12 protein-coding genes and 5 pseudogenes are annotated in these 22,097 nt (G+C 60.9%); 10 read left to right on the forward strand and 7 right to left on the reverse strand.

Features of this window, described 5'->3' with window-relative positions; translation table 11 throughout:
- Positions 1–317, forward strand: a pseudogene (locus AC0V2S_RS23955) (enoyl-CoA hydratase-related protein); the annotation flags it as partial.
- A 3-nt stretch (positions 318–320) separates the two neighbouring features.
- On the opposite strand, the pseudogene AC0V2S_RS23960 reads toward AC0V2S_RS23955, so the two are convergent.
- Positions 321–1,092: pseudogene (locus tag AC0V2S_RS23960) on the reverse strand (spermidine synthase).
- A 287-nt stretch (positions 1,093–1,379) separates the two neighbouring features.
- On the opposite strand from AC0V2S_RS23960, the pseudogene AC0V2S_RS23965 reads away from it, so the two are divergent.
- The 3 genes and pseudogenes from AC0V2S_RS23965 (at position 1,380) to AC0V2S_RS23975 (ending at position 4,900) form a co-directional block, all read left to right on the forward strand.
- Positions 1,380–2,712, forward strand: a pseudogene (locus tag AC0V2S_RS23965) (flavin-containing monooxygenase).
- Positions 2,702–3,442, forward strand: a complete 741-nt coding sequence (locus AC0V2S_RS23970; RefSeq protein ID WP_475511903.1) for a sulfite exporter TauE/SafE family protein — start codon at positions 2,702–2,704, stop codon at positions 3,440–3,442. Before AC0V2S_RS23965 ends, AC0V2S_RS23970 begins: the two are co-directional and overlap by 11 nt.
- 111 nt (positions 3,443–3,553) lie before the next feature.
- Positions 3,554–4,900 (forward strand): class II 3-deoxy-7-phosphoheptulonate synthase, encoded by a 1,347-nt coding sequence (locus tag AC0V2S_RS23975; protein WP_475511904.1) that lies wholly within the window; start codon positions 3,554–3,556, stop codon positions 4,898–4,900.
- A gap of 100 nt (positions 4,901–5,000) precedes the next feature.
- On the opposite strand, the gene AC0V2S_RS23980 is transcribed toward AC0V2S_RS23975, so the two are convergent.
- Positions 5,001–5,633: a TetR family transcriptional regulator gene (locus AC0V2S_RS23980; protein WP_475511905.1), complete on the reverse strand. Its 633-nt coding sequence runs from the start codon at positions 5,631–5,633 to the stop codon at positions 5,001–5,003.
- Positions 5,634–5,898: 265 nt separating this feature from the next.
- Between AC0V2S_RS23980 and AC0V2S_RS23985 the strand changes: the two genes are divergently transcribed.
- From AC0V2S_RS23985 to adeC, 3 genes and pseudogenes are all read left to right on the forward strand, one after another.
- Complete coding sequence (locus AC0V2S_RS23985) at positions 5,899–7,098, forward strand: efflux RND transporter periplasmic adaptor subunit (protein WP_475511906.1); 1,200 nt, start codon at positions 5,899–5,901, stop codon at positions 7,096–7,098.
- Between the two features lie 3 nt (positions 7,099–7,101).
- Positions 7,102–10,236 (forward strand): efflux RND transporter permease subunit, encoded by a 3,135-nt coding sequence (locus tag AC0V2S_RS23990; protein ID WP_475511907.1) that lies wholly within the window; start codon positions 7,102–7,104, stop codon positions 10,234–10,236.
- A pseudogene (gene adeC, locus AC0V2S_RS23995) lies at positions 10,236–11,694 on the forward strand (AdeC/AdeK/OprM family multidrug efflux complex outer membrane factor). Before AC0V2S_RS23990 ends, adeC begins: the two are co-directional and overlap by 1 nt.
- A gap of 374 nt (positions 11,695–12,068) precedes the next feature.
- On the opposite strand, the gene AC0V2S_RS24000 reads toward adeC, so the two are convergent.
- Genes AC0V2S_RS24000 through AC0V2S_RS24015 form a run of 4 tightly spaced genes read right to left on the reverse strand, consistent with a single transcriptional unit; the run spans position 12,069 to position 16,728 of the window.
- Positions 12,069–13,436, reverse strand: coding sequence for an aspartate aminotransferase family protein (locus AC0V2S_RS24000; RefSeq protein WP_475511908.1), 1,368 nt, complete (start codon positions 13,434–13,436; stop codon positions 12,069–12,071).
- 45 nt (positions 13,437–13,481) lie between these two features.
- Positions 13,482–14,843 (reverse strand): glutamine synthetase family protein, encoded by a 1,362-nt coding sequence (locus AC0V2S_RS24005; RefSeq protein ID WP_475511909.1) that lies wholly within the window; start codon positions 14,841–14,843, stop codon positions 13,482–13,484.
- A 23-nt stretch (positions 14,844–14,866) separates the two neighbouring features.
- On the reverse strand, positions 14,867–15,424 hold the full coding sequence (locus AC0V2S_RS24010) for a helix-turn-helix domain-containing protein (protein ID WP_475511910.1): 558 nt from the start codon (positions 15,422–15,424) through the stop codon (positions 14,867–14,869).
- Between the two features lie 14 nt (positions 15,425–15,438).
- A complete protein-coding gene (locus AC0V2S_RS24015; RefSeq protein WP_475511911.1) occupies positions 15,439–16,728 on the reverse strand; it encodes an NAD(P)/FAD-dependent oxidoreductase in 1,290 nt (429 codons plus the stop codon).
- 300 nt (positions 16,729–17,028) lie between these two features.
- Here AC0V2S_RS24015 and AC0V2S_RS24020 point away from each other — a divergent pair, with 300 nt between their 5' ends.
- The gene (locus AC0V2S_RS24020) at positions 17,029–18,723 is read left to right on the forward strand and encodes a copper resistance system multicopper oxidase (protein ID WP_475511950.1); all 1,695 of its coding nucleotides are present in this window, start codon (positions 17,029–17,031) and stop codon (positions 18,721–18,723) included.
- A complete protein-coding gene (locus tag AC0V2S_RS24025; RefSeq protein WP_475511912.1) occupies positions 18,720–19,589 on the forward strand; it encodes a copper resistance protein B in 870 nt (289 codons plus the stop codon). Before AC0V2S_RS24020 ends, AC0V2S_RS24025 begins: the two co-directional genes overlap by 4 nt.
- A 124-nt stretch (positions 19,590–19,713) precedes the next feature.
- Here the strand turns inward: AC0V2S_RS24025 and AC0V2S_RS24030 are convergent.
- Positions 19,714–19,884 (reverse strand): annotated as a pseudogene (locus tag AC0V2S_RS24030) (helix-turn-helix domain-containing protein); the annotation flags it as partial.
- A 266-nt stretch (positions 19,885–20,150) separates the two neighbouring features.
- Here AC0V2S_RS24030 and AC0V2S_RS24035 point away from each other — a divergent pair.
- Positions 20,151–22,046 carry a di-heme-cytochrome C peroxidase gene (locus tag AC0V2S_RS24035; RefSeq protein ID WP_475511913.1) on the forward strand — a complete coding sequence of 632 codons (1,896 nt, stop codon included), beginning with the start codon at positions 20,151–20,153 and terminating at the stop codon, positions 22,044–22,046.
- The last annotated feature ends 51 nt before the right edge of the window (positions 22,047–22,097 follow it).

Raw genomic sequence — 22,097 nt, forward strand, 5'->3', positions numbered from 1 at the left:
CGGCTGGGGCAATGCCATGCGCTGGTTGCTGACTGGCGATGATTTGATGCCCACGAAGCGTGTCGTTTGGGACTGGTGCAAGAAGTGTTGGCCAGCGAAGAGCTGATGCCGCGCGCCCTGCACTTGCGAACGGGTTGCCGCGCAACGCCGCTGGGTGTGCAGGCGACCTTAGCATCTGCACGCCAGGCCGTGACGGAAGGTGAAGGCGCGGCGGCGGCGGCCCACCCGCCACCATGCGCCGACTGATGGGCAGCGACGATGCCCAGGAAGGCGTACGCGCCATGCAGGAGCGCCGCCGGGCGAATTCAAAGGGCGTTGAATCAGGTCGCGGGACGCACCAGATCAATCAGGGGCTGCAAGGAATAGCCAAGCTGGGTTTGCAGTGCCGTCGCGCGCTGCTCGAGGGCGGCGACATCCAGTTCCTGGTCGAGGTCGGCCGGCACGATCAGAATCACATTGCCCTCCTTTACCGGCAGCTCCAGTAATGCCGGTGATACAAACCCGCAGCAGCGCCGCGCCCAACGGCTTGCCGTCATCACTGGCCCACTGATTGATCACCAGCCAGCCGCCCGGATTCAGACGCTTCTGGCAGCCTTCAAGAAAACGCCAGGCCAGGTGACCGACAGCGGGCCCGGTGTCGGTGTACAGGTCGACGAAAATCAGGTCAGCGTTTTCCGCGCTTTCCAGCAGTTCCAACGCGTCGCCAATGCGCACGTACAGCCGCGGATCGTCGTCCAGGCCCATGTATTCCATGGCCAGACGCGGCACATCGGGGCGCAGTTCAATGGCTTCTACGTCGTCCAGCGGCAAAAACTTCAGGCACGCCTGAGTCAGCGTACCGGCGCCCAAGCCGAGGAACAGCGCGCTCTCCGGCTGCGCATGGCTGAGCGCGCCGATAAACATGGCACGGGTGTAGTCGTACTCCAGCCAGGTGGGATCGGGCAGAAACACGCAACTCTGCTCGATGGCATCGCCGAACTCCAGAAAGCGGTAGTCGCCCACCTGCATGACCTTGATCACGCCGTGTTCGTCATGCACCTCGGCCAACAGAAGCTCTTCGGTCAGCTCGTCCCGTGGCGGCTGTTCAGGCATTGCAGTCTCCAAAATCCACCGTGACATCGCCGACCAGGCGCTGCCGAGAAAGGCGCCGATTGTCATTGATGAGCCGGGGCCCGGTCACGCGATAATTCGCCCACTTTGTACCCCCTCACTAGAATAAAAATGCTCAGGTCGTGTGAAAACGTAGCGAGCGAAGGGTAGGCAAGGCAAAAACGGGCGAACAAGCGGAGTTGGCTGTAGCCAATGAGCATTGTGATCCCGTTTTTAACGCCGCCTAACCGAGCGCAGTAGTTTTCACGCGACCTGAACGGGAGATTGTTATGTACGCGATTATCGGCGCTGGTCCATGGGCCTGTGCACCGCCCGCCAGCTGCAAAAACACGGTATTTCCTTCGTCGGCTTCGAGCTGCATGACGACGTGGGCGGCCTGTGGGATATCGATAATCCGCACAGCACCATGTACGACTCGGCGCACCTGATCTCCTCCAAGGGCACCACCCAGTTCAGCGAATTCCCGATGCGTGACGACGTGGCGCCCTACCCGCACCACAGTGAAATGCGCCGTTATTTCCGCGACTACGCCGAGCACTTCGGCCTCTACGAGCACTACCAGTTCGGCACCCGCGTGCTGCGCATGGAGCGTCAGGAAAAGGCTGGAAGCTGTATACCGAGAAAGCCGGCGTTACCCGCGAATGGCAGTTCGAGGGCGTGCTGATTGCCAACGGCACTTTGCACAAACCGAACTTTGCCAAATTGCCGGGCCAATTCAGTGGCGAGCTGATGCACTCCAGCGACTATCGCTCCGCCGAGGTGTTCGCTGGCAAGCGCGTATTGATCGTCGGCTGCGGCAACTCGGCCTGCGATATCACTGTGGATGCCGTGCACCGCGCCGCGTCGGTGGATTTGTCGGTTCGCCGCGGTTACTACTTCCTGCCCAAGTTTCTCCTCGGCCGGCCTATCGACACCTTTGGCGGCGCGGTAAAACTGCCGCGTGCGTTGAAGCAGCGCATCGACGGTCTATTGATTCGCGCCTTGATCGGCAAGCCGTCGAACTATGGTCTTCCGGACCCAGACTACAAACTCTACGAATCCCACCCGGTGGTGAACTCGCTCGTGCTGCATCACCTCGGCCATGGCGATATCAAGGCGCGCCGCGACGTGGCAAATGTCGACGGCAAATGGGTGACCTTTACCGACGGCGAACAGGTCGAGTACGACCTGATTCTGCAAGGCACCGGCTACAAATTGGATTACCCCTTTATCGAACGCAGCCACCTCAATTGGCCCGAAGGCGCCGGCGCGCCGAAGCTTTACCTGAACGTGTTCCACCCCGAGTACGACGACCTGTTCATGATGGGCATGGTCGAAGCCTCGGGGCTCGGCTGGCAGGGCCGCGCCGAGCAGGCGGAACTGGTGGCGCTATTTATTCGCCAGGTGCAGGCCGGCAGCGACGCCGCCAAGGCGTTCCGGGCCACCAAGCGCGAGCGCGCCAGCATTCGTCTGGACGGCGGCTACCAGTACCTGGAGCTGGAGCGCATGGCCTACTACGTGCACAAAGACACCTACCGCCAAAGCATCGCCGAACACGCCGCCGAGCTGCGTTTGCAGGCGCACCACATCGAGCAGTTGAGCACCGCCGCGAATGCCTCTTGAGGTTCACCTGGCGTTAGGCGTTTTCATTCTGCTGGCGTACACCCTCGAAGCGATTACCGGGTTCGGCAGCGTGGTCATCGCGCTGTCGCTCGGTGCTCTGCTGCTGCCCATCGAGCAATTGCTGCCGATATTGGTGCCGCTGAATATCTGCATGACCGGTTACCTGAGCTGGCGCTACCGGAAGCTGATCGACCGCCGCTTGCTGGTGGGCAGCATTCTGCCGGGCATGCTGGTCGTCACCCTGCTCGGCTATTGCCTGCTGCCGTGGCTGGATGGTCAGGCGTTAAAGCGTGGTTTCGGGGTATTGATCCTGTGGTTTGCCGCGCGGGAACTGCTTCGCCGCCCGAGCGACAAGGTGCGCCATGTGCCGCGCTGGATCATGCGCGCCATCACCACCGCCGCCGGTGTTTGCCATGGGTTGTTCGCGTCCGGCGGGCCGCTGTTGGTGTTTGCGCTGGCGGGTAGTTCGCTGGATAAAAGCCATCTGCGCGCCACCTTGGTGGCGGTCTGGTTCACCCTCAATGGATTGCTGACGCTGGCGTTTCTGCTCGATGGCCGCCTATGGCCGGCACTGCCGCAAGTGGCAAGTTTTGCGCCGCTGTTGGTGGTCGGCGTATGGCTGGGCGAGCGCTTGCATCACCAAGTGGATGAACGCTATTTCCGACGTGGCATTTACCTCTTGCTGGTAATCACTGGGCTGTTGCTGATCGCACCGTGGAAACTGCTCTGAAAACGTCTATTCAACGCCTCTATCGCGCCTATCAACCGCCTGTGCGCTTGTGACCGCAGGCCGATCGGTTACCATGCCTGTCCGCCTAATCTGCTTGAGCCGAGAACCTCGATGTCGCAACCATGGAGCCCCAGCAGCTGGAGAGCTAAACCCATCCAGCAGCAACCGCAGTACCCAGACGCCGCCCACCTGAGCACCGTTGAACAAACCCTGGCCGGTTATCCGCCGCTGGTGTTTGCCGGCGAAGCGCGCGAACTGCGCCGCCAGTTTGCCGAGGTCACCCAGGGCCGTGCGTTTCTGCTGCAAGGGGGCGACTGCGCCGAGAGTTTTGCCGAATTCAGCGCCGCGAAGATTCGCGACACCTTCAAGGTGTTGCTGCAAATGGCCATTGTCATGACGTTTGCCGCCGGCGTGCCGGTGATCAAAGTCGGGCGCATGGCTGGGCAGTTTGCCAAACCGCGTTCGGCCAATGACGAAACCATCGACGGCATCACCCTGCCCGCCTACCGCGGCGACATCGTCAACGGCATTGGTTTCGACCCCACCAGCCGCGTGCCCGACCCGGAGCGTCTGCTGCAGGCCTACCATCAGTCCACCGCCAGCCTCAACTTGCTGCGCGCCTTTGCCCAGGGCGGCTTTGCCGACCTGCATCAAGTGCATAAGTGGAACCTGGAGTTCATCGAGAACTCGGCCCTCGGCGAAAAATACAACCAGCTCGCCGACCGCATCGACGAAACCCTGGCCTTTATGCGCGCCTGCGGCATGGACAGCTCCGCGCAAGTGCGCGAAACCAGCTTCTTCACCGCTCACGAAGCGCTGCTGCTGAACTACGAACAAGCCTTCGTGCGCCGCGACAGCCTGACCGGCGGCGACTACGCCTGCTCGGCGCACATGCTGTGGATTGGCGACCGTACCCGTCAGGTCGACGGCGCCCATGTGGAATTCCTGCGCGGTGTGGGCAACCCCATCGGCGTGAAGTGTGGGCCGAGCATGAGCAGCGAAGACCTGATCCGCCTGATCGATATCCTCAACCCGGATAACGACCCAGGCCGCCTCAACCTCATCGTGCGCATGGGCGCCGACAAGGTCGAAGCCGGGCTGCCGCGTTTGCTGCGCACGGTTAAAGAAGAAGGCCGCCACGTGCTGTGGAGCTCCGACCCCATGCACGGCAACACCATCAAGGCGTCCAGCGGCTACAAGACCCGCGACTTCGCGCAGATCCTTGCCGAGGTGAAGCAGTTCTTCCAGGTGCATGAGGCCGAGGGCACGTATGCCGGCGGCATTCATATCGAGATGACCGGGCAGAACGTCACCGAATGCATCGGTGGTTCGCGGCCGATTACTGAAGATGGGTTGTCGGATCGCTACCACACCCATTGCGACCCTCGGATGAATGCCGATCAGTCGCTGGAATTGGCCTTTTTAATTGCAGAAACGTTGAAGCAGGTTCGGCGTTAAGCCCTAAAAGCATCGAGGCTGAAGCCTCTCCCACAGTAGAAACTCGATCCTTTGTGGGAGAGGCTTCAGCCTCGATTCCTGGAAACATCTATCCCCCGCCCTACACCCTCAACCCCGGGCTCAGGCGCAACATATCCAACGCCACATCCACGATCCGTTCCGCCTCTTTGCCCAGGGCAAAGCTCTTGGGTGCCAGCAGCCATTTGGCCAGCGTGCCGTCGATAAACGAATGCAAACAGATCGCCGCGCGCTTGGTGTCAAGGTCGGCTGGCAGCTGGTTTTTGTTGATGGCGTTCCGTAACGTGAGCTCGATACGCTGATCGCAGTCGATGCTGTTGTCTTGCATCTGCTGACGCAAGTCGTTGAGTTCTTCGGTGTATTCACACTTGTGGAACAGAATTTCGTTGATGCGCCGCACCTGAGCGTCCGACGCCGTCTGTTTCAACACCTGCACCAGCAGCTCACGCATGCGCCCTAACGGGTCCGGCTCGGTCGTGCTTTCGCTGGCTTTGGCCAGCTCTTCGAACGGCAGGTGCGCACGCTCGAGCATAGCTTCGAACAAATCGCTCTTATTGCTGAAATGCCAATAGATGGCGCCGCGGGTTACCCCGGCCACATCGGCAATTCTGGCCAGCGTGGTGCGCCCGACGCCATGCTCGTAAAACGCCTTTTCGGCGGCATCGAGAATTTGGCTGCGGGTTTCCTGCGCTTCTTCTTTTGTACGTCTGACCATGCAAAACAGCCTTTGGTTAGCGACACGTAAGGGATATGTCAGCGTCGTGTCAGTTAGGTGCAAAGCGTAAAAAAAGCTTATGTAACAGTGAGCTTTAGGCGTTTACAAACAACCATGAATGTAAGTATATTTCTTAGCATCCTACCTATCCAATCTAAATTTTTTAATTTTTGATCACACCTTGATCAGCCGCCTAACCAAAACGCTTAAAAACTAACCAATCGTACCGACGCCGTTTAACGCGCCGATCGACATGAGGCCTTTCATGCAATTCAAGCCAGCCCCCACCGCTCTGGTTACCGCCCTCGCACTGGCAACGCTGTTGCTCACCGGTTGCGAAAAAGCAGCAGAAGCGCCGCCACATCAAACCCCGCAAGTGGGTGTGGTGACCTTGAAGCCGCAGGCCTATTCCCTCGTCAGCCAACTGCCCGGCCGTACCAATGCGTACCGCGTGGCCGAAGTTCGCCCGCAAGTGAATGGCATCATCCTCAAGCGTCTGTTCACCGAAGGCCGCGAGGTAAAAGCTGGCGAGCAGCTCTATCAGATCGACGCCGCCGTCTACGAAGCCACCCTGAAAAGCGCCGAAGCCACCCTGCAATCGGCCAAGTCTCTGGCCGACCGTTACAAGCAGTTGGTGGGTGAGCAAGCGGTAAGCCGCCAGGAATACGACAACGCCGTGTCCCAGCGCCTGCAAGCCGAAGCCGCTCTGCAAAGCGCACAGATCAACCTGCGTTACACCAAAGTACTGGCGCCAATCGCCGGCCGCATTGGTCGCTCCGCCGTTACCGAAGGTGCGCTGGTGAGCAATGGCCAGACCACCGCCATGGCCACCATCCAGCAACTCGACCCCATCTATGTGGACGTCACCCAGTCTTCCGCCCAGTTGCTGAAACTGCGTCGCGAACTGGAAAGCGGCAACCTGCAGAAAGCCGGCGACAACGCCGCCAAGGTCAAGCTGGTGCTCGAAGACGGCAGCCTGTACGAGCAGGAAGGCAAACTGGAATTCTCCGAAGTGTCGGTAGATGAAGGCACCGGTTCGGTCACCATCCGCGCTGTGTTCCCCAACTCGAAGCACCAGTTGCTGCCGGGCATGTTCGTGCACGCCCAGCTGCAAGCCGGGGTTAACGAAAACGCCATCCTCGCCCCGCAGCAAGGCGTAACCCGCGACCTCAAAGGCCTGCCCACCGCCCTGGTGGTCAACGCCGAGAACAAGGTGGAGCTGCGTCAGCTCAATGCCGAACGCACCCTCGGTACCGATTGGCTGGTCAATGACGGCCTGAAAGCCGGCGACCGCGTTATCACCGAGGGCCTGCAGTACGTGAAACCAGGCGTGGAAGTAAAAGTTTCCGAAGCCACCAACGTCGCTCCAGCCGCAGCTGCCAATGGGCAACCGGCTGCCGCACCGGCAAAAGCTGACGACAGCAAAGCGCCCGCTCAAGGTGCAGATCAAGGCGAAGGGAAGTAACTCATGTCGAAATTCTTTATCGACCGCCCCATTTTCGCCTGGGTAATTGCCCTGGTGATCATGCTGGTCGGCACGCTGTCCATCCTCAAATTGCCGATCAACCAGTACCCGGCCATTGCGCCGCCTGCTATCGCCATTCAAGTGACCTACCCAGGTGCGTCCGCACAAACCGTGCAAGACACCGTGGTGCAGATCATCGAGCAACAGCTCAACGGCATCGACAACCTGCGTTATGTGTCCTCGGAAAGTAACTCCGACGGCAGCATGACCATCACCGCCACCTTCAACCAGGGCACCAGCCCCGATACCGCCCAGGTTCAGGTGCAGAACAAGCTCAACCTGGCCACCCCGCTGCTGCCGCAAGAAGTGCAGCAACAGGGTATCCGCGTCACCAAGGCGGTGAAGAACTTCCTGATGGTGGTGGGCCTGGTGTCCGAAGACGGCAGCATGACCAAGGACGACCTGTCCAACTACATCGTCTCCAACATGCAAGACCCGATCTCGCGTACTGCCGGTGTGGGTGACTTCCAGGTGTTCGGTGCCCAGTACGCCATGCGTATCTGGCTCGACCCGGCGTTGCTGAACAAATTCCAGCTGACCCCGGTGGACGTAAAAACCGCTGTCGCCGCGCAGAACGTGCAGATTTCTTCCGGCCAGTTGGGCGGTTTGCCAGCGGTTGCGGGGCAGCAGCTGAACGCCACCATCATCGGCAAGACCCGCTTCCAGAACGCTGACCAGTTCAAGAACATCCTGCTCAAGGTGAACAGCGACGGTTCGCAAGTACGCCTGGGTGATGTCGCCAAGGTCGAACTGGGCGGCGAGAACTACAGCATCAGCGCTCAGTTCAACGGCAAGCCGGCGTCCGGTCTGGCCATCAAACTGGCCACCGGTGCCAACGCCCTGGACACCGCCAAAGCGATCCGCGCCACCATCGCCGACCTGCAGCCATTCTTCCCGGCCGGCATGAAAGCCGTGTACCCGTACGACACCACGCCGGTAGTAACGGCCTCCATCGAAGGCGTGGTGCACACCCTGCTTGAAGCGGTGGCCCTGGTGTTCCTGGTGATGTTTCTGTTCCTGCAGAACATCCGTGCCACCATCATCACCACCATGACCGTGCCGGTCGTATTGCTCGGCACCTTCGGCATCCTCGCGGCCTCCGGTTTCACCATCAACACCCTGACCATGTTCGGCATGGTGCTGGCCATCGGCCTGTTGGTGGACGACGCCATCGTCGTGGTGGAAAACGTCGAGCGGGTGATGGCCGAAGAACACCTGTCACCCAAGGAAGCCACCAAGAAATCCATGGGGCAGATCCAGGGCGCTTTGGTCGGTATTGCCATGGTGCTCTCGGCGGTACTGCTGCCGATGGCCTTCTTCGGCGGCTCCACCGGTGTGATTTACCGTCAGTTCTCCATCACCATCGTGTCGGCCATGGGCCTGTCGGTGCTGGTTGCCCTGATCTTCACCCCGGCGCTGTGCGCCACCCTGCTCAAACCGATCAAGGAAGGCGAGCACGGCGTGCCGAAACGCGGTTTCTTTGGCTGGTTCAACCGTAATTTCGACCGCAGCGTGCGCGGTTACGAGCGCGGCGTGAGCAGCATGCTGCGTAACAAAACGCCGTACCTGCTGGGCTACGTCGTGCTGCTGGTCGGCATGGTGTGGTTGTTCACCCGCATTCCTACCGCGTTCCTGCCGGAAGAAGACCAAGGCGTACTGTTCGCCCAGGTACAAACCCCAGCGGGCTCCAGCGCCGGCCGCACCCAGGTGGTGGTCGATGAAATGCGTGCGTACTTGCTCAAAGATGAAGCGGATACCGTGAACTCGGTGTTTACCGTTACCGGCTTCAACTTCGCCGGTCGCGGCCAGAGTTCGGGCATGGCCTTTATCATGCTCAAGCCATGGGGTGACCGTAAGGCGGAAAACACCGTGTTCGCCCTCGCCCAGCGCGCCCAGCAGCACTTCTTCAGCTTCCGTGACGCCATGGTGTTCGCCTTCGCGCCACCAGCCGTACTGGAGCTGGGTAACGCCACCGGCTTTGACGTGTTCCTGCAAGACCGCGCCGGCATTGGCCACGACAAGTTGATGGAAGCCCGTAATCAGTTCCTCGGCATGGCGGCGCAAAGCCCGAAACTGATGCAAGTGCGCCCCAACGGCCTCAACGATGAACCGCAGTTCCAGCTGACCATCGATGACGAGCGCGCCAGTGCCCTGGGCATCACCCTGACCGACATCAACAACACCCTGTCGATTGCCTTGGGCGGTAGCTACGTCAACGACTTCATCGACCGTGGTCGGGTGAAGAAGGTCTATATCCAGGGCGAAGCCAAATCGCGGATGACGCCCGAAGACCTGCAGAAATGGTACGTGCGCAACGCTGAAGGCAAGATGGTGCCGTTCGCCGCCTTCGCCTCCGGCTCGTGGATCTACGGCTCGCCGAAACTGGCTCGTTACAACGGTGTAGAAGCCATGGAAATCATGGGTTCCCCAGCACCGGGTTACTCCACCGGTGAAGCCATGGCCGAAGTCGAAGCCCTCGCGAAGAAACTGCCGGCAGGTGTCGGTATCTCGTGGACCGGTCTGTCGTACGAAGAGCGCCTGTCTGGCTCGCAAGCGCCGGCGCTGTACGCCATCTCGCTGCTGCTCGTGTTCCTCTGTCTGGCAGCGCTGTATGAAAGCTGGTCGATTCCGGTCGCGGTGATTCTGGTGGTGCCGCTGGGTATCATCGGTGCGCTGATGGCCACCAGCCTGCGCGGGCTGTCCAACGACGTGTTCTTCCAGGTGGGCCTGTTGACCACGGTGGGCTTGGCGGCGAAAAACGCCATTCTGATCGTCGAGTTCGCCAAAGAGCTGCACGAACAAGGCAAGTCTCTGACCGAAGCGGCGCTGGAAGCGTGCCGCATGCGTCTACGGCCGATCATCATGACCTCCATGGCCTTTATCCTCGGCGTGGTGCCTCTGGCGATCTCCACCGGCGCCGGTTCAGGCAGTCAGCACGCCATCGGTACCGGCGTGATCGGCGGCATGATCACCGCCACCGTACTGGCCATCTTCTGGGTGCCCCTGTTCTTCGTCACCATCTCTTCGCTGTTCAAAGGCAAAGAGACCGAAACCCCAAGCAATGAGGCTGGCCACTGATGCGCAAGTCCCTACTGTCCCTCGCGATTGCCAGCCTGATGATGAGCGGCTGCTCGCTGATTCCTGACTACATGCAGCCGGCCTCGCCGGTGGCCCAGGCCTACCCGCAAGGGCCGGCCTACGGCCCTAACGAGTCGGCGCAAGTGGCTGAAGCCGAGCAAGGCTGGCGCCAGTTCTTCCACGACCCGGCACTGCAACAGCTGATTCAGACCGCACTGGTGAATAACCGCGACCTGCGCGTGGCGGCGTTGAACCTTGACGCCTACGCCGCGCAGTACCGTATCCAGCGCTCCGAGCTGTTCCCGAAAGTCACCGCCAACGGCACTGGGGTACGTCAGCGTACTCCGGGCGATCTGTCGCAAACCGGCGAGGCAACCACCAGCGGCCAGTACTCGGCCACTTTGGGCGTCAGCGCCTATGAGCTGGACCTGTTCGGCCGCGTGCGCAGCCTGAGTGAAGAAAACGTTGCAAACCTACTTCTCCAGCGAGCAAGCACGACGCAGCACCCAGCTCAGCCTGGTGGCCAACGTCGCCAATGCTTACCTGACGCTGACGGCCGATCAGGAGCTGTTGCGGCTCACAGAAGAAACGCTGAAAACCTACGAAGACAGCCTGCGCCTTACCCAGCGCAGCAACGAAGTAGGTGTGGCCTCGGCCCTGGACCTCAGCCAATCGCGCACCTCGGTAGAAAGCGCGCGCGTGGCCCTGGCCCAGTACCAACGCCTGGTCGCCCAGGACCGCAACAACCTGGCGCTGCTGCTCGGCACCTCCGTACCGAATGACTTGGTCGCCAACAAGCCGCTGGCCGATGACCTGCTGGAAGAAATGCCGGCTGGCTTGCCGTCTGAATTGCTGCAACGTCGCCCGGATATTCTCCAGGCCGAGTTCCTGCTCAAAGCGGCCAACGCCAATATCGGCGCGGCCCGTGCCGCGTTCTTCCCGACCATCAGCCTGACCGCCAATGCCGGCAGCAGCAGTGCCGACCTGTCCAATCTGTTCAAGGGTGGCTCGGGCAGTTGGTACTTCTCGCCGACCATCAGCATTCCGATCTTCAACGCCGGTGAGCTGAAGGCCAGCCTGGACTACTCGAAAATCCAGAAAGACATTCGCGTAGCTCAGTATGAGAAATCGATTCAGACCGCCTTCCAGGAAGTGTCCGATGGCTTGGCAGCACGCCAGACCTACAGCCAACAGTTGCAGGCGCAGCGTGACTTCGTCACCGCCAACCAGGACTACTACCGTTTGGCTGAACGTCGCTACCGCACTGGTATCGACAGCAACCTGACCTTCCTTGACGCTCAGCGTTCGTTGTTCAGCGCCCAACAAGCACTGATCACCGACCGGTTGGCGCAGCTCACCAGTGAAGTGAATCTGTACAAGGCACTGGGTGGTGGCTGGGTGGAAAACACCGGGCAGAAACCGGCTGAGCCGGCCACGCCGGGACAGTTCTCCGAGTGATAAAAAAGCCCGCCGAAATGGCGGGCTTTTTTATGGATAACGTCTCAGGTTTTGAATTCACCCCGTCATTCCGGCGTAGGCCGGAATCCAGGTTCGGTGATAGTTCAAACGACGCCGTAACCTACAAAATTCTGGATTCCGGCCTGCGCCGGAATGACGGTGTTGCAAGGGGTACCTTTTCCTTCTGCAAATGCGCCACCGTAAGGTCGATGGCGGGCTTTTTTATGGCGACTGTCTCAGCCTTCGAACCCTCCCCCGTCATTCCGGCGCAGGCCGGAATCCAGGTTCGGTGATAGTTCAAACGACACCGTAACCTACAAAATTCTGGATTCCGGCCTGCGCCGGAATGACGGTGTTTTTTGGGATGCGGCGATCTACTTCTGCAAATCCGCCAACGTCAGATCCAGACACTTACGCGCCTTCTCCACCAACTCATCAATCTCGGCTTTGCTGATCACCAACGGCGGCGCAATGATCATGGTGTCACCTACAGCGCGCATGATCAGCCCGTTATTGAAGCAATGCCCACGGCAGATCATGCCCACGCCCTTCCCTTCGTACCGCGCACGGGTGGCTTTGTCTTTCACCAGCTCGATAGCGCCGAGCATGCCCAGCCCGCGTACTTCCCCTACCAGCGGGTGATCCGCCAGCTCACGCAGACGCTTCTGCAGGTACGGCGCCGTCTCTTCCCGCACGTTCTCGAGAATCTTCTCTTCACGAATGATGCGCAGGTTTTCCAACGCCACCGCCGCCGCCACCGGGTGCCCGGAGTAGGTAAAGCCGTGGTTGAAATCGCCGCCTTCGTTGATCACTTCGGCCACCTTGTCGCTGACAATCAGGCCACCCATGGGGATATAGCCCGAGGTCAGGCCCTTGGCGATGGTCATCAGGTCCGGCGTATTGCCGTAGTAATCGCTGCCGAACCACTCGCCGGTGCGGCCAAAGCCACAGATCACTTCGTCGGCGGCAAACAGAATGTCGTACTTGGCGAGGATTTCACGCACGCGCGGCCAGTAGGTTTCTGGCGGGATGATCACGCCGCCGGCGCCCTGAATCGGCTCGGCGATAAACGCGGCCACCTTGTCTTCGCCGACTTCGAGAATTTTCTTTTCGAGCTGATCGGCGGCCCATACGCCGAACTCGGCCGGGCTCATATCGCCGCCCTCACCGAACCAATACGGCTGGGGAATATGCACGATGTCCGGCAGCGTGCCGGCCTGGTCGTGCATACCCTGCATACCGCCCAATGCCGCGCCCGCGACGGTGGAACCGTGGTAACCGTTGATACGGCCGATGATCACTTTCTTCTCTGGCTTGCCCTTCACCTGCCAGTAGTGACGGACCATACGCAGCATGGTGTCGTTACCTTCGGAACCCGAGCCGGTAAAAAACACGTGGTTCATATGCGCCGGCGCCAGGTCGGCGATGACCTTGGCCAGCTCCAGCACCGGCGGGTGCGCGGTCATAAAGAACGTGTTGTAGAACGGCAGCTCCTTCATTTGCTTGGCGGCGGCATCGGCCAGCTCGTCACGGCCGTAGCCGATGGCCACGCACCAGAGGCCGGCCATACCGTCGAGAATCTTGTTGCCTTCGCTGTCCCACAGGTACACGCCGTCGGCGTTGGTAATGATGCGCGGGCCGACCTGCTTTAGCTGCTTGTAGTCACTGAATGGCGCCAGGTGGTGGCTGTCGCTCAGGGCTTGCCACTCCGCCGTTTTCGGGTTCTTCGTCGACTTGCTCATACGCACTCCTTACGGCCCGGCACCACGGTGCCCGGCAGGGAAAAATTAAAGAAACCAGCGGTACTCGCGGACGCTGATTTCCTGCAGAAAGGCCAGGTGGTCCTGGCGCTTGTTTTCGCAGTACACATCCACAAACTCGGCGCCCAGACCCTGGCGCAGTTCAGGTTGCTGCTGCATGGCACGCACGGCTTGGAGGATATCCAGGGGGAAATCCAGGCCGCTGCTACGGTCTTCGTTCAGTGGTGCAATCGGCTCACGACCATTGGCCAAGCCTTGTTCCAGGCCGACCAGAATGGCCGCCAGCACCAGGTAGGGGTTGGCATCGGCGCCGGAAATACGGTGCTCGATACGCAGGTTTTTCGCGTCCGACTCGGGAATGCGCACACAGGCATCGCGGTCTTCATAACCCCAGCTGGCGCGCGTCGCCGCATTTACCGTGCCGCCCAGGCGCCGATAGGCGTTCTGGTTCGGGGCGAAGATCGGCATGCAATGCGGCAGCAGCTCCAGGCAGCCGGCCACAGCGTGGCGCAGCGCCTGCTGTTCATTGGCCGCCAGCAGGTTGTTGCCATCGGCGTCGTACAGGCTGACGTGCACATGCATGCCGCTGCCGGGGTGTTCGAGGTACGGCTTGGCCATAAAGCTGGCGCGGTAGCCGTGCTTGAGCGCCACGCCACGGGTGCTGCGGCAGAACATGGCGGCCCAGTCGGCGGCCTTGAGCCCGTCGTCGAGGTGGCCGAAGTTGATTTCGAACTGGCCGGGGCCGAGTTCGGCGGTGATCACCGTGGTGTCGATGCCCTGCAGGCGAGCGGTTTCCACCATGTCGTCGAGCACCGGGGCGAAACGGGTCAGGCGCTCGATATGCATGTTCGGCATGTCGTCGCCGTCGTCGCTCAGTTCGTCGCGGGGAAACTGCGGCAAGCCATCGCGCAGCTTCTTGTCGAACAGATAGAACTCCAGCTCAAACGCCACCACCGGGTGAATGCCCTTGCTGCGCAAACGCTGCAGCACTTGGGCCAGCACTTCGCGAGGTTCGAATTCGATGGGTGCGGCGGTGCCGTCGGAGGTGATCAGCATTTGCCCCACGGGCTGCGCTTCCCAGGTCACCGGCTTGAGGGTGCCCGGCACCAGACGGCGCACGGCGTCGGGGTCACCGTCGTGGAAGCAGTAGTCGCCAATCTTGAACAGCCCGCCCTGCACGCCCAGCAACACGCAGTTCTGCGGCAGCTTGAGGGCGCTACCGGCGGCGACTTTTTCCAGCATCTCCACCGGGTAGCGTTTGCCGTAGAAGTGCCCGGGAATATCCAGGGAAATCAGGTCGACATAACGCACCTCGGGGTAGCGCTGGCGAAAGGCGCGCACTTCGGCGAGCAGGTCGGCGTTTTCTGCGCTCAACGGGGCGGCAGGCATGGCGGGAAGTCCTTCAGAGTTGATCATGTGTACACCCACAGCACGCGGGTCGGTTTTTCGGAGAGGTTGCCGTAACGGCAATGGGCGTGTTGGTCGAGCTGGAACGCGTCTCCGGTGTGCAATACGACGGGCTCATCGCTGTCGCCGAGCCACAGGGTCAGCTCGCCTTCGAGCACGTAACCGCCCTGTTCGGAAATATCGCTAAGGGTTCTTTCACCAGAGCTGGAGCCCGGCTCCAGCAAGCTTTCCAGCATCGAAAAGCTGGCCGACATTTTGGGCGACACCAGAATGTCGGTGATGCCATTGGCGAAATACAGGGTGCGGCGCTCGTCCGGGCGGGTTACCCAGGGCAGCTGCTTGGGTTTGGACAGGTTGTAGAAATACGTGGTGGTGACGTCCAGCGCCTGACTGATGGCGGTGAGATCGGCCACCGTCGGGCGCGACAAACCCCGCTCCACCTGTGAGAGAAAACCCACCGAGCGGCCGATTTTGTCCGCCAATTCCTGCAGGGTGTATTTCTTGTGCTTGCGCAGGTCGTGAATCAGGATCGCCAGCGCGGCAATTTCTTCTTCTTTGGTCACTGGGGTGTGCTCCATCAGATGCTGTCGCGCAGGCGGTAATAGGCTTTGCCCACCGCTTCCAACGGGGCCGCCAGGTAGCGGCCGCCGGGGAAACTTGGGTTGCTCAGGCCTTGGTACAAACTGAGCAAATCGGGGCTACCGAGAATGGCGTCGCTGACCGCACGGGCGCCGGCCAGCGTCGGCAATACGCCGTGGCCCGAATAGCCTTGCAGCCAGTAGCGATTGCCCTCGCGACCGAGGTCCGGGGTGCGCTTGAGGGTGATGTCGATATGGCCGCCCCAGGCGAATTCGATCGGCACACCGGCGAGCTGCGGGAATACACGTTCGAGGAATGGCCGGGTAGCGCCGGCGATGTCTTTCGGCATGCCGCCCAGGTAGGTGCAGCCGCCGCCGAACAGCAGGCGGTGGTCCGGCGTGAGGCGGAAATAGTCGAGTACGAACTGGTTGTCGGTGACGCAGGCATTGGTCGGCAGCAGCGCCTTGGCTTGCGCTTCGTCCAGCGGCGCGGTGGCCACCTGGTAAGTGCCGACCGGCAGTACGCGCTTGGCCAGCGCCGGGTCGAGTTCATCGATATAAGCGTTGCAAGCCAACACCAACACATCGGCACGCACACTGCCCTGCTCGGTTTTCACCACATAGCCCGAGCCTTCTTCGGTGTAGCTGAGCGCCTTGCTGTGTTCGTGAATGCGCCCGCCAGCAGCCTCGATGGCCGCGGCTAGGCCGAGGGCGAGTTTCAACGGATTGAGGTGGCCACCTTCAGGATCGTACAAGCCGGCCTGATAGCGGTCGCTGGCGACCCAGTTGGGCAGGTCTTCGCGGGGGATAAATTGCAGCGCATCGTGGCCCCATTTGTGGCTGGCCTCGTGCTGCCATTCATGCAGGATGGCGTTACGGCGCGGCATCACCGAGGTCCACAGGTGGCCGGCGCGGTAGTCGCAATCGAAGCCATGCCGACCCGGCAGTTCGCGCAGTTCCTGGGCGGCCCAGCGCATGCTGTCCCATAGGCGCCGGGCGCGCTCCAGCCCCAGCGCGGCTTCCAGCGGCGGCATATCGCACGACCAACCCAGAATCGCCTGCCCGCCATTTCGGCCACTGGCGGCCCAGGCAACGCGGCTGGCCTCGATCAGCGTCACGCGCTTGCCGGCTTTGGCCAGGCGCAGTGCCGTGTGCAAGCCGCTAAAGCCAGCGCCAATCACGACGACGTCGGTGTTGTGCTCGCCCTGTAGCGGCGCGCGCGGCTTCAATAACGCCGCGCAGCTGTGGGCGTAGTAGCTATCAACGTGCTGGGAAGAGCGCTGAAACATGGACCGTCCAAATTCACCCAGGTGAAATTTATTTAGATTAATTTCATGAAAATTATCTGAAAAATTTCACCAGGGCAACCTTGGGGCTCAAAACGGCCGCTGCGCTTGACCTTGCCATGGTGGTAAGCGCGAATCTGCGTACGCCACAAGATTCTGGATTCCCGCCTTCGCGGGAATGACGGTGGAATACACAAAACCCCCGTCGTCCCAGCGAAGGCTGGGACCCAGAATGGCCTAGGAAACTTCATTCGCTCCGCCAACCTGTCACTCACGGACCGACGCTCTACTACGAATTGGAACATTCACATGACCACCCGCCGTACCTTCGTAAAAAGCCTGGCCGCCGGCACCGTGCTCGGCGGCCTGGGCCTGTGGCGCACACCGGTATGGGCATTTAATAGTCCCGGCCAGCTACCAACGCTCAGCGGCACCGAGTTCGATCTCAGCATTGGTCAGACGCCGGTAAACATCACCGGCAACCCCCGAACCGCCATCACTATCAACGGCAGCCTGCCCGGCCCGCTGTTGCGCTGGCGCGAAGGCGACACCGTGACCTTGCGGGTAAAAAACCGCCTGCACGAAGACACCTCCATTCATTGGCACGGCATTCTGCTACCGGCGAATATGGACGGCGTGCCCGGCATGAGTTTCGACGGCATCGCGCCGGACGGCGCATACACCTATCGCTTCAAGGTCAAGCAGAATGGCACCTACTGGTACCACAGCCACTCCGGCATGCAGGAACAGGCCGGGCTGTATGGGCCGCTGGTGATCGACCCGCTCGAACCCGAGCCTTTCGCCTTCGACCGCGACTACGTGGTGCTGCTCAGCGACTGGACCGACGAAAACCCCAACACGCTGCTGCCCACCCTGAAAAAACAGGCCGACTACTACAACGGCCAGAAACGTACCGTCGGGGACTTTATCGACGACGTCGGCCGCCACGGCTGGAAAGCCACTTTCAGCGAACGCCTGAACTGGGCGCAAATGCGCATGACGCCGACCGATATCGCCGACATCACCGGCCAGACCTACACCTACCTCATCAACGGCCACGCGCCGGACGAGAACTGGACCGGCCTGTTCACCCCCGGCGAGCGCATTCGCCTGCGCTTGATCAACGCCGGCACCATGACCTACTTCGACGTTCGCATTCCCGGCCTGAAAATGACCGTGGTCGCTGCCGATGGACAGTACGTCAACCCGGTCACCGTCGATGAACTGCGCCTGGCCTCGGCGGAAACCTACGACGTGATCGTGCAACCGGAGGGGGCCGAGGCCTACACCCTCTTCGCCCAGGCCATGGACCGCAGCGGCTTTGCTTGCGGCACGTTGGCGGTTCGTGAAGGCCTGCGCGCCGAGGTACCGCCGCTCGACCCGCGGCCGCTGCTGAGCATGAGCGATATGGGTATGGACCATGGCGCAATGGCCGGGATGGATCACAGTCAGATGGCCGGCATGCAAACCCACCCCGCCACGGAAACCGACAACCCACTGGTCGATATGCAAGCCATGACGCCCAGCGCCAAGCTCGATGACCCCGGCATCGGTTTGCGCGATAACGGCCGCCGCGTGCTCACCTACAGCGACCTGCGCAGCGCCTTCGCCGACCCCGACGGCCGCGAGCCCAGCCGCACCCTGGAACTGCACCTGACCGGCCATATGGAGAAATTCGCCTGGTCGTTCGACGGCGTGCCGTTTTCGGCCGCCGAGCCAATTCGCCTCACCTACGGCGAACGTGTGCGCCTCGTGCTCGTGAACGACACCATGATGAGCCACCCCATCCACTTACACGGCCTGTGGAGTGATCTGGAAGACGAGCACGGCAACTTTCAGGTACGCAAACACACCATCAACCTGCCCCCGGGCAGCAAACGCAGCTACCGGGTCACCGCCGACGCCCTTGGCCGCTGGGCCTATCACTGCCACCTGTTGCTGCATATGAGCGCCGGCATGATGCGTGAAGTCCGGGTAGAAGAAGGACAAACCCCATGAAGCGCCTGACCTGCGCCGCCCTTGCCGCCTCCTTGTTGAACGGCGCCCACGCGGCCGAGACCATGGACCATTCCATGCACGGAAATATGAGCATGCCCGGCATGGATATGTCGGGCATGGACCACGACATGAGCGCTGACAGCACGCAGCTACCCAGCGCCACTGAAAGCCGTACGCCCATCGCGCCGCTTACCGATGCCGACCGCCAGGCCGCCTTTCCCGTCCTGCACAGCGGCCACGAAAACCACGACCAAGCCCTCAACAGCTACGTGCTGATCGACCGCCTGGAATGGCAAAACCTCGACGCCGGAAACGCGCTGGCCTGGGATATCGACGCTTGGCTGGGCGGCGATATCGACCGTCTGTGGCTGCGCAGTGAAGGTGAACGGGTGGATGACCGCACCGACAAGGCGGAGCTTCAAGCATTGTGGGGCCACGCGATCAGCCCTTGGTGGGATGTGGTGCTCGGCGCACGGCAAGACTTCAAACCCGGCTCACCGCAAACCTGGGCCGCGCTCGGCATTCAGGGCACGCCGCTGTATGGCCTGGAAACCGAAGCCACCGCTTACTTAGGTGAAAACAACCAGAGCGCCGTGCGCGTGAAAGCTGAGTACGACCTGCTGCTCACCAATCGCCTGGTGCTGCAGCCGCTGGCGGAAGCCAATTTCTACGGCAAGGACGATGCTGAGCGAGGGGTAGGCTCCGGCTTGGCAAACACCGAATTGGGTCTGCGGTTGCGCTACCACCTACGCCCGGAAATTGCGCCCTACGTGGGCCTGACCTGGAACAAAAGCCACGGCGATACACCGGCCGAAGAGGACGATGGTGAGGCGCGACTGGTGGTGGGAATAAGGGCGTGGTTCTGACCGTCGTCACCACGCCCAGTGCGCAGGAGCTGAGCACAAATGATCCATATAAAGATCATCGCCCCCAAGCATGATCTTTTTATGGATCAAAGCTGGTAACCGCCGAACACAGGCGGTTTCGCCCTCAGCGCAACCGATGCTTATGCAACAACCGATAAAACGTAGGCCGCGAAATACCCAGCATGCGCGCCGCCACACTCATGTTATTGCCATAACGCGCCAGCGCATCGCTTAGTGCCTGACGCTCGGCATTGCTTTTATAAACGTTCAGTGTGGCCAACGGAGTCGGCGAGTCTTGGCTATCGAGCATGTCGAGCATGGCATTCTGCTCCCTGGCATCCGTTATATTTTTTCCGATTAAAAACAAGCGTTTTCGAGCCCTGATTCAACCCTAGCAAGTTTTTTGACGCTGGTTGGATGCTTTTCTTCTAAGCAATGCGGTGCGGCTGATAAAAAAGTTCCCAATTTCCATAAGAACATTAGGTGATTAGCGTCTTGCCATTCCTGCGTTTGCTTGGCATAAACGCTCAGCCAACAAAAAATGCACAAGGACTGTTCCCCATGAAGGTTGTGAAGCGGGTTTTGCTTCTGGTGTTGCTCGCCGTTTTGGCGCTGCTCGCCGTCGTGTTGTATTACATCGCCAACCCCAATTTGCCGGCCTACGAACAGCCCAGTCAGCTGCACTATCTGGAGCAGTGGAGCCCCGAGGCGCGGCAAACCTACTACTACACCCCGCAAGGCACCGAGGTTAAGGGCCTGCGCTATGAGTGGTTCACGGCGCTGGAAGTGCCGTTCTCGGAGGCGAAATTCGCCGCCCCCGATTACCTCGCCCGCTTCGGTTTTCTGACCGAGCCCAATCAAAAAGCCACCGCATTGAACCCCGGCAACTTGCCGGTGGGTTTTGCTCGCCACGAAGAAGACGAGACCGGCGTGCAACTGCTGGATATCAGTTGCGCCGCGTGCCACACCGGCGAGCTGCGTTTCAAAGGGCAATCGGTGCGTATCGACGGCGGCGCAGCGCTGCATTCGCTGGCCTCCACGGTGCCAACGCTGAAAGGCGGCAGCTTTGGCCAGGCCCTGGGCATGAGCCTGGCTTTTACCTACTACAACCCGATCAAATTCACCCGTTTCGCCAAGAACGTATTGGGCAGCAAGTACCCCGAAGGCCGCGATCAACTGCGCGCCGACCTCAAGGTGACGCTCAACCGCATTCTGTCCCAAGCCTGGAACGACACCCACCGCGGCCTGTACCCGACCGAGGAAGGCTTTGGCCGTACCGATGCGTTCGGCCGGATTGCCAACAGCGTGTTTGGCGATGCCATCGACCCGAGCAACTACCGCGTCGGCAATGCCCCGGTGAGCTACCCGCAGTTGTGGGATATCTGGAAATTCGACTGGGTGCAGTGGAACGGTTCGGCCATGCAGCCGATGGCCCGTAATATCGGCGAAGCCCTGGGCGTGGGCGCCACGGTAAAACTGTTCGAAGACAATCAGGGCCGTGTGCCGGAAGCCGAGCGATACGCCTCCAGCGTGCGCGTGCGCGACCTCTACACCCTGGAAGAAACCCTTAAGCAACTCAAGCCGCCGACCTGGCCGGAAGATGTGCTGGGCAAGGTCAATATCGAACTGGCCAGCCGTGGTCATGCACTGTTCCAGGAAAACTGCGCGTATTGCCACGCGCCCGATCCGAAAGCGCCGGATAAACGCCTGGCGCCGAGCCGCGACCCGGAATGGCGGATGCGCATCGTGCCCGTCAGCATCATCGGCACCGACCCCACCACCGCCGACAACATTGCCGACCACCGCTTCAATATCAGCAAGCTGGGTTGGAGCAAGGAACAATTGAGCACGCTGGGCGTGAAGCTGTTCGACGGCAAACTGGAAGACCTGAATTTCCGCAGCATTTCCAGCGCCAAAGGCCTGGCCTACGTCACCGCCTATGTGGAAAACCGCGCTTACCAGGACGCCGACATCAGCGGCGAAGAACGCTGGAAAATGGACGGCTACGGCCTGCCCATCGGTGTGCAGGAAAAACGCGGCTACAAGGCTCGGCCGCTGGACGGCATCTGGGCCACCCCGCCGTTCCTGCACAACGGCTCGGTACCGACGTTGTTTGAACTGTTCTCGCCGGTTTACGAGCGCCGTGCGCAATTCTGGGTGGGCAACCATGAATACGACCCGGAGCGCGCCGGCTACCGCAGCGAACAATTCGATGGCGGCTTTTTGTTTAAAACCGGCATCACCGGCAACAGCAATCAGGGCCATGAATTCCGCGACGGCTGCCGCCAGCAAGGCGTGATCGGCCGCGGTCTGCAGCCCAATGAACGCCTGGCGTTGATCGAATACCTCAAGGTATTGGGCAACCCGGCGCTGGAAAGTCAACTGCAGCCGATCACCCCGGCGCCGTGGAACCCCGGCCCGAGCTGCCCGGGCGCCAGCGTGCAAGCCAGTAACTAACGACAGGGATGCCGGGCACCCTGCCCGGCTTAGCCACCGACTTCACAAGGA

The sequence above is a fragment of the Pseudomonas sp. CC11G genome, assembly GCF_056174845.1.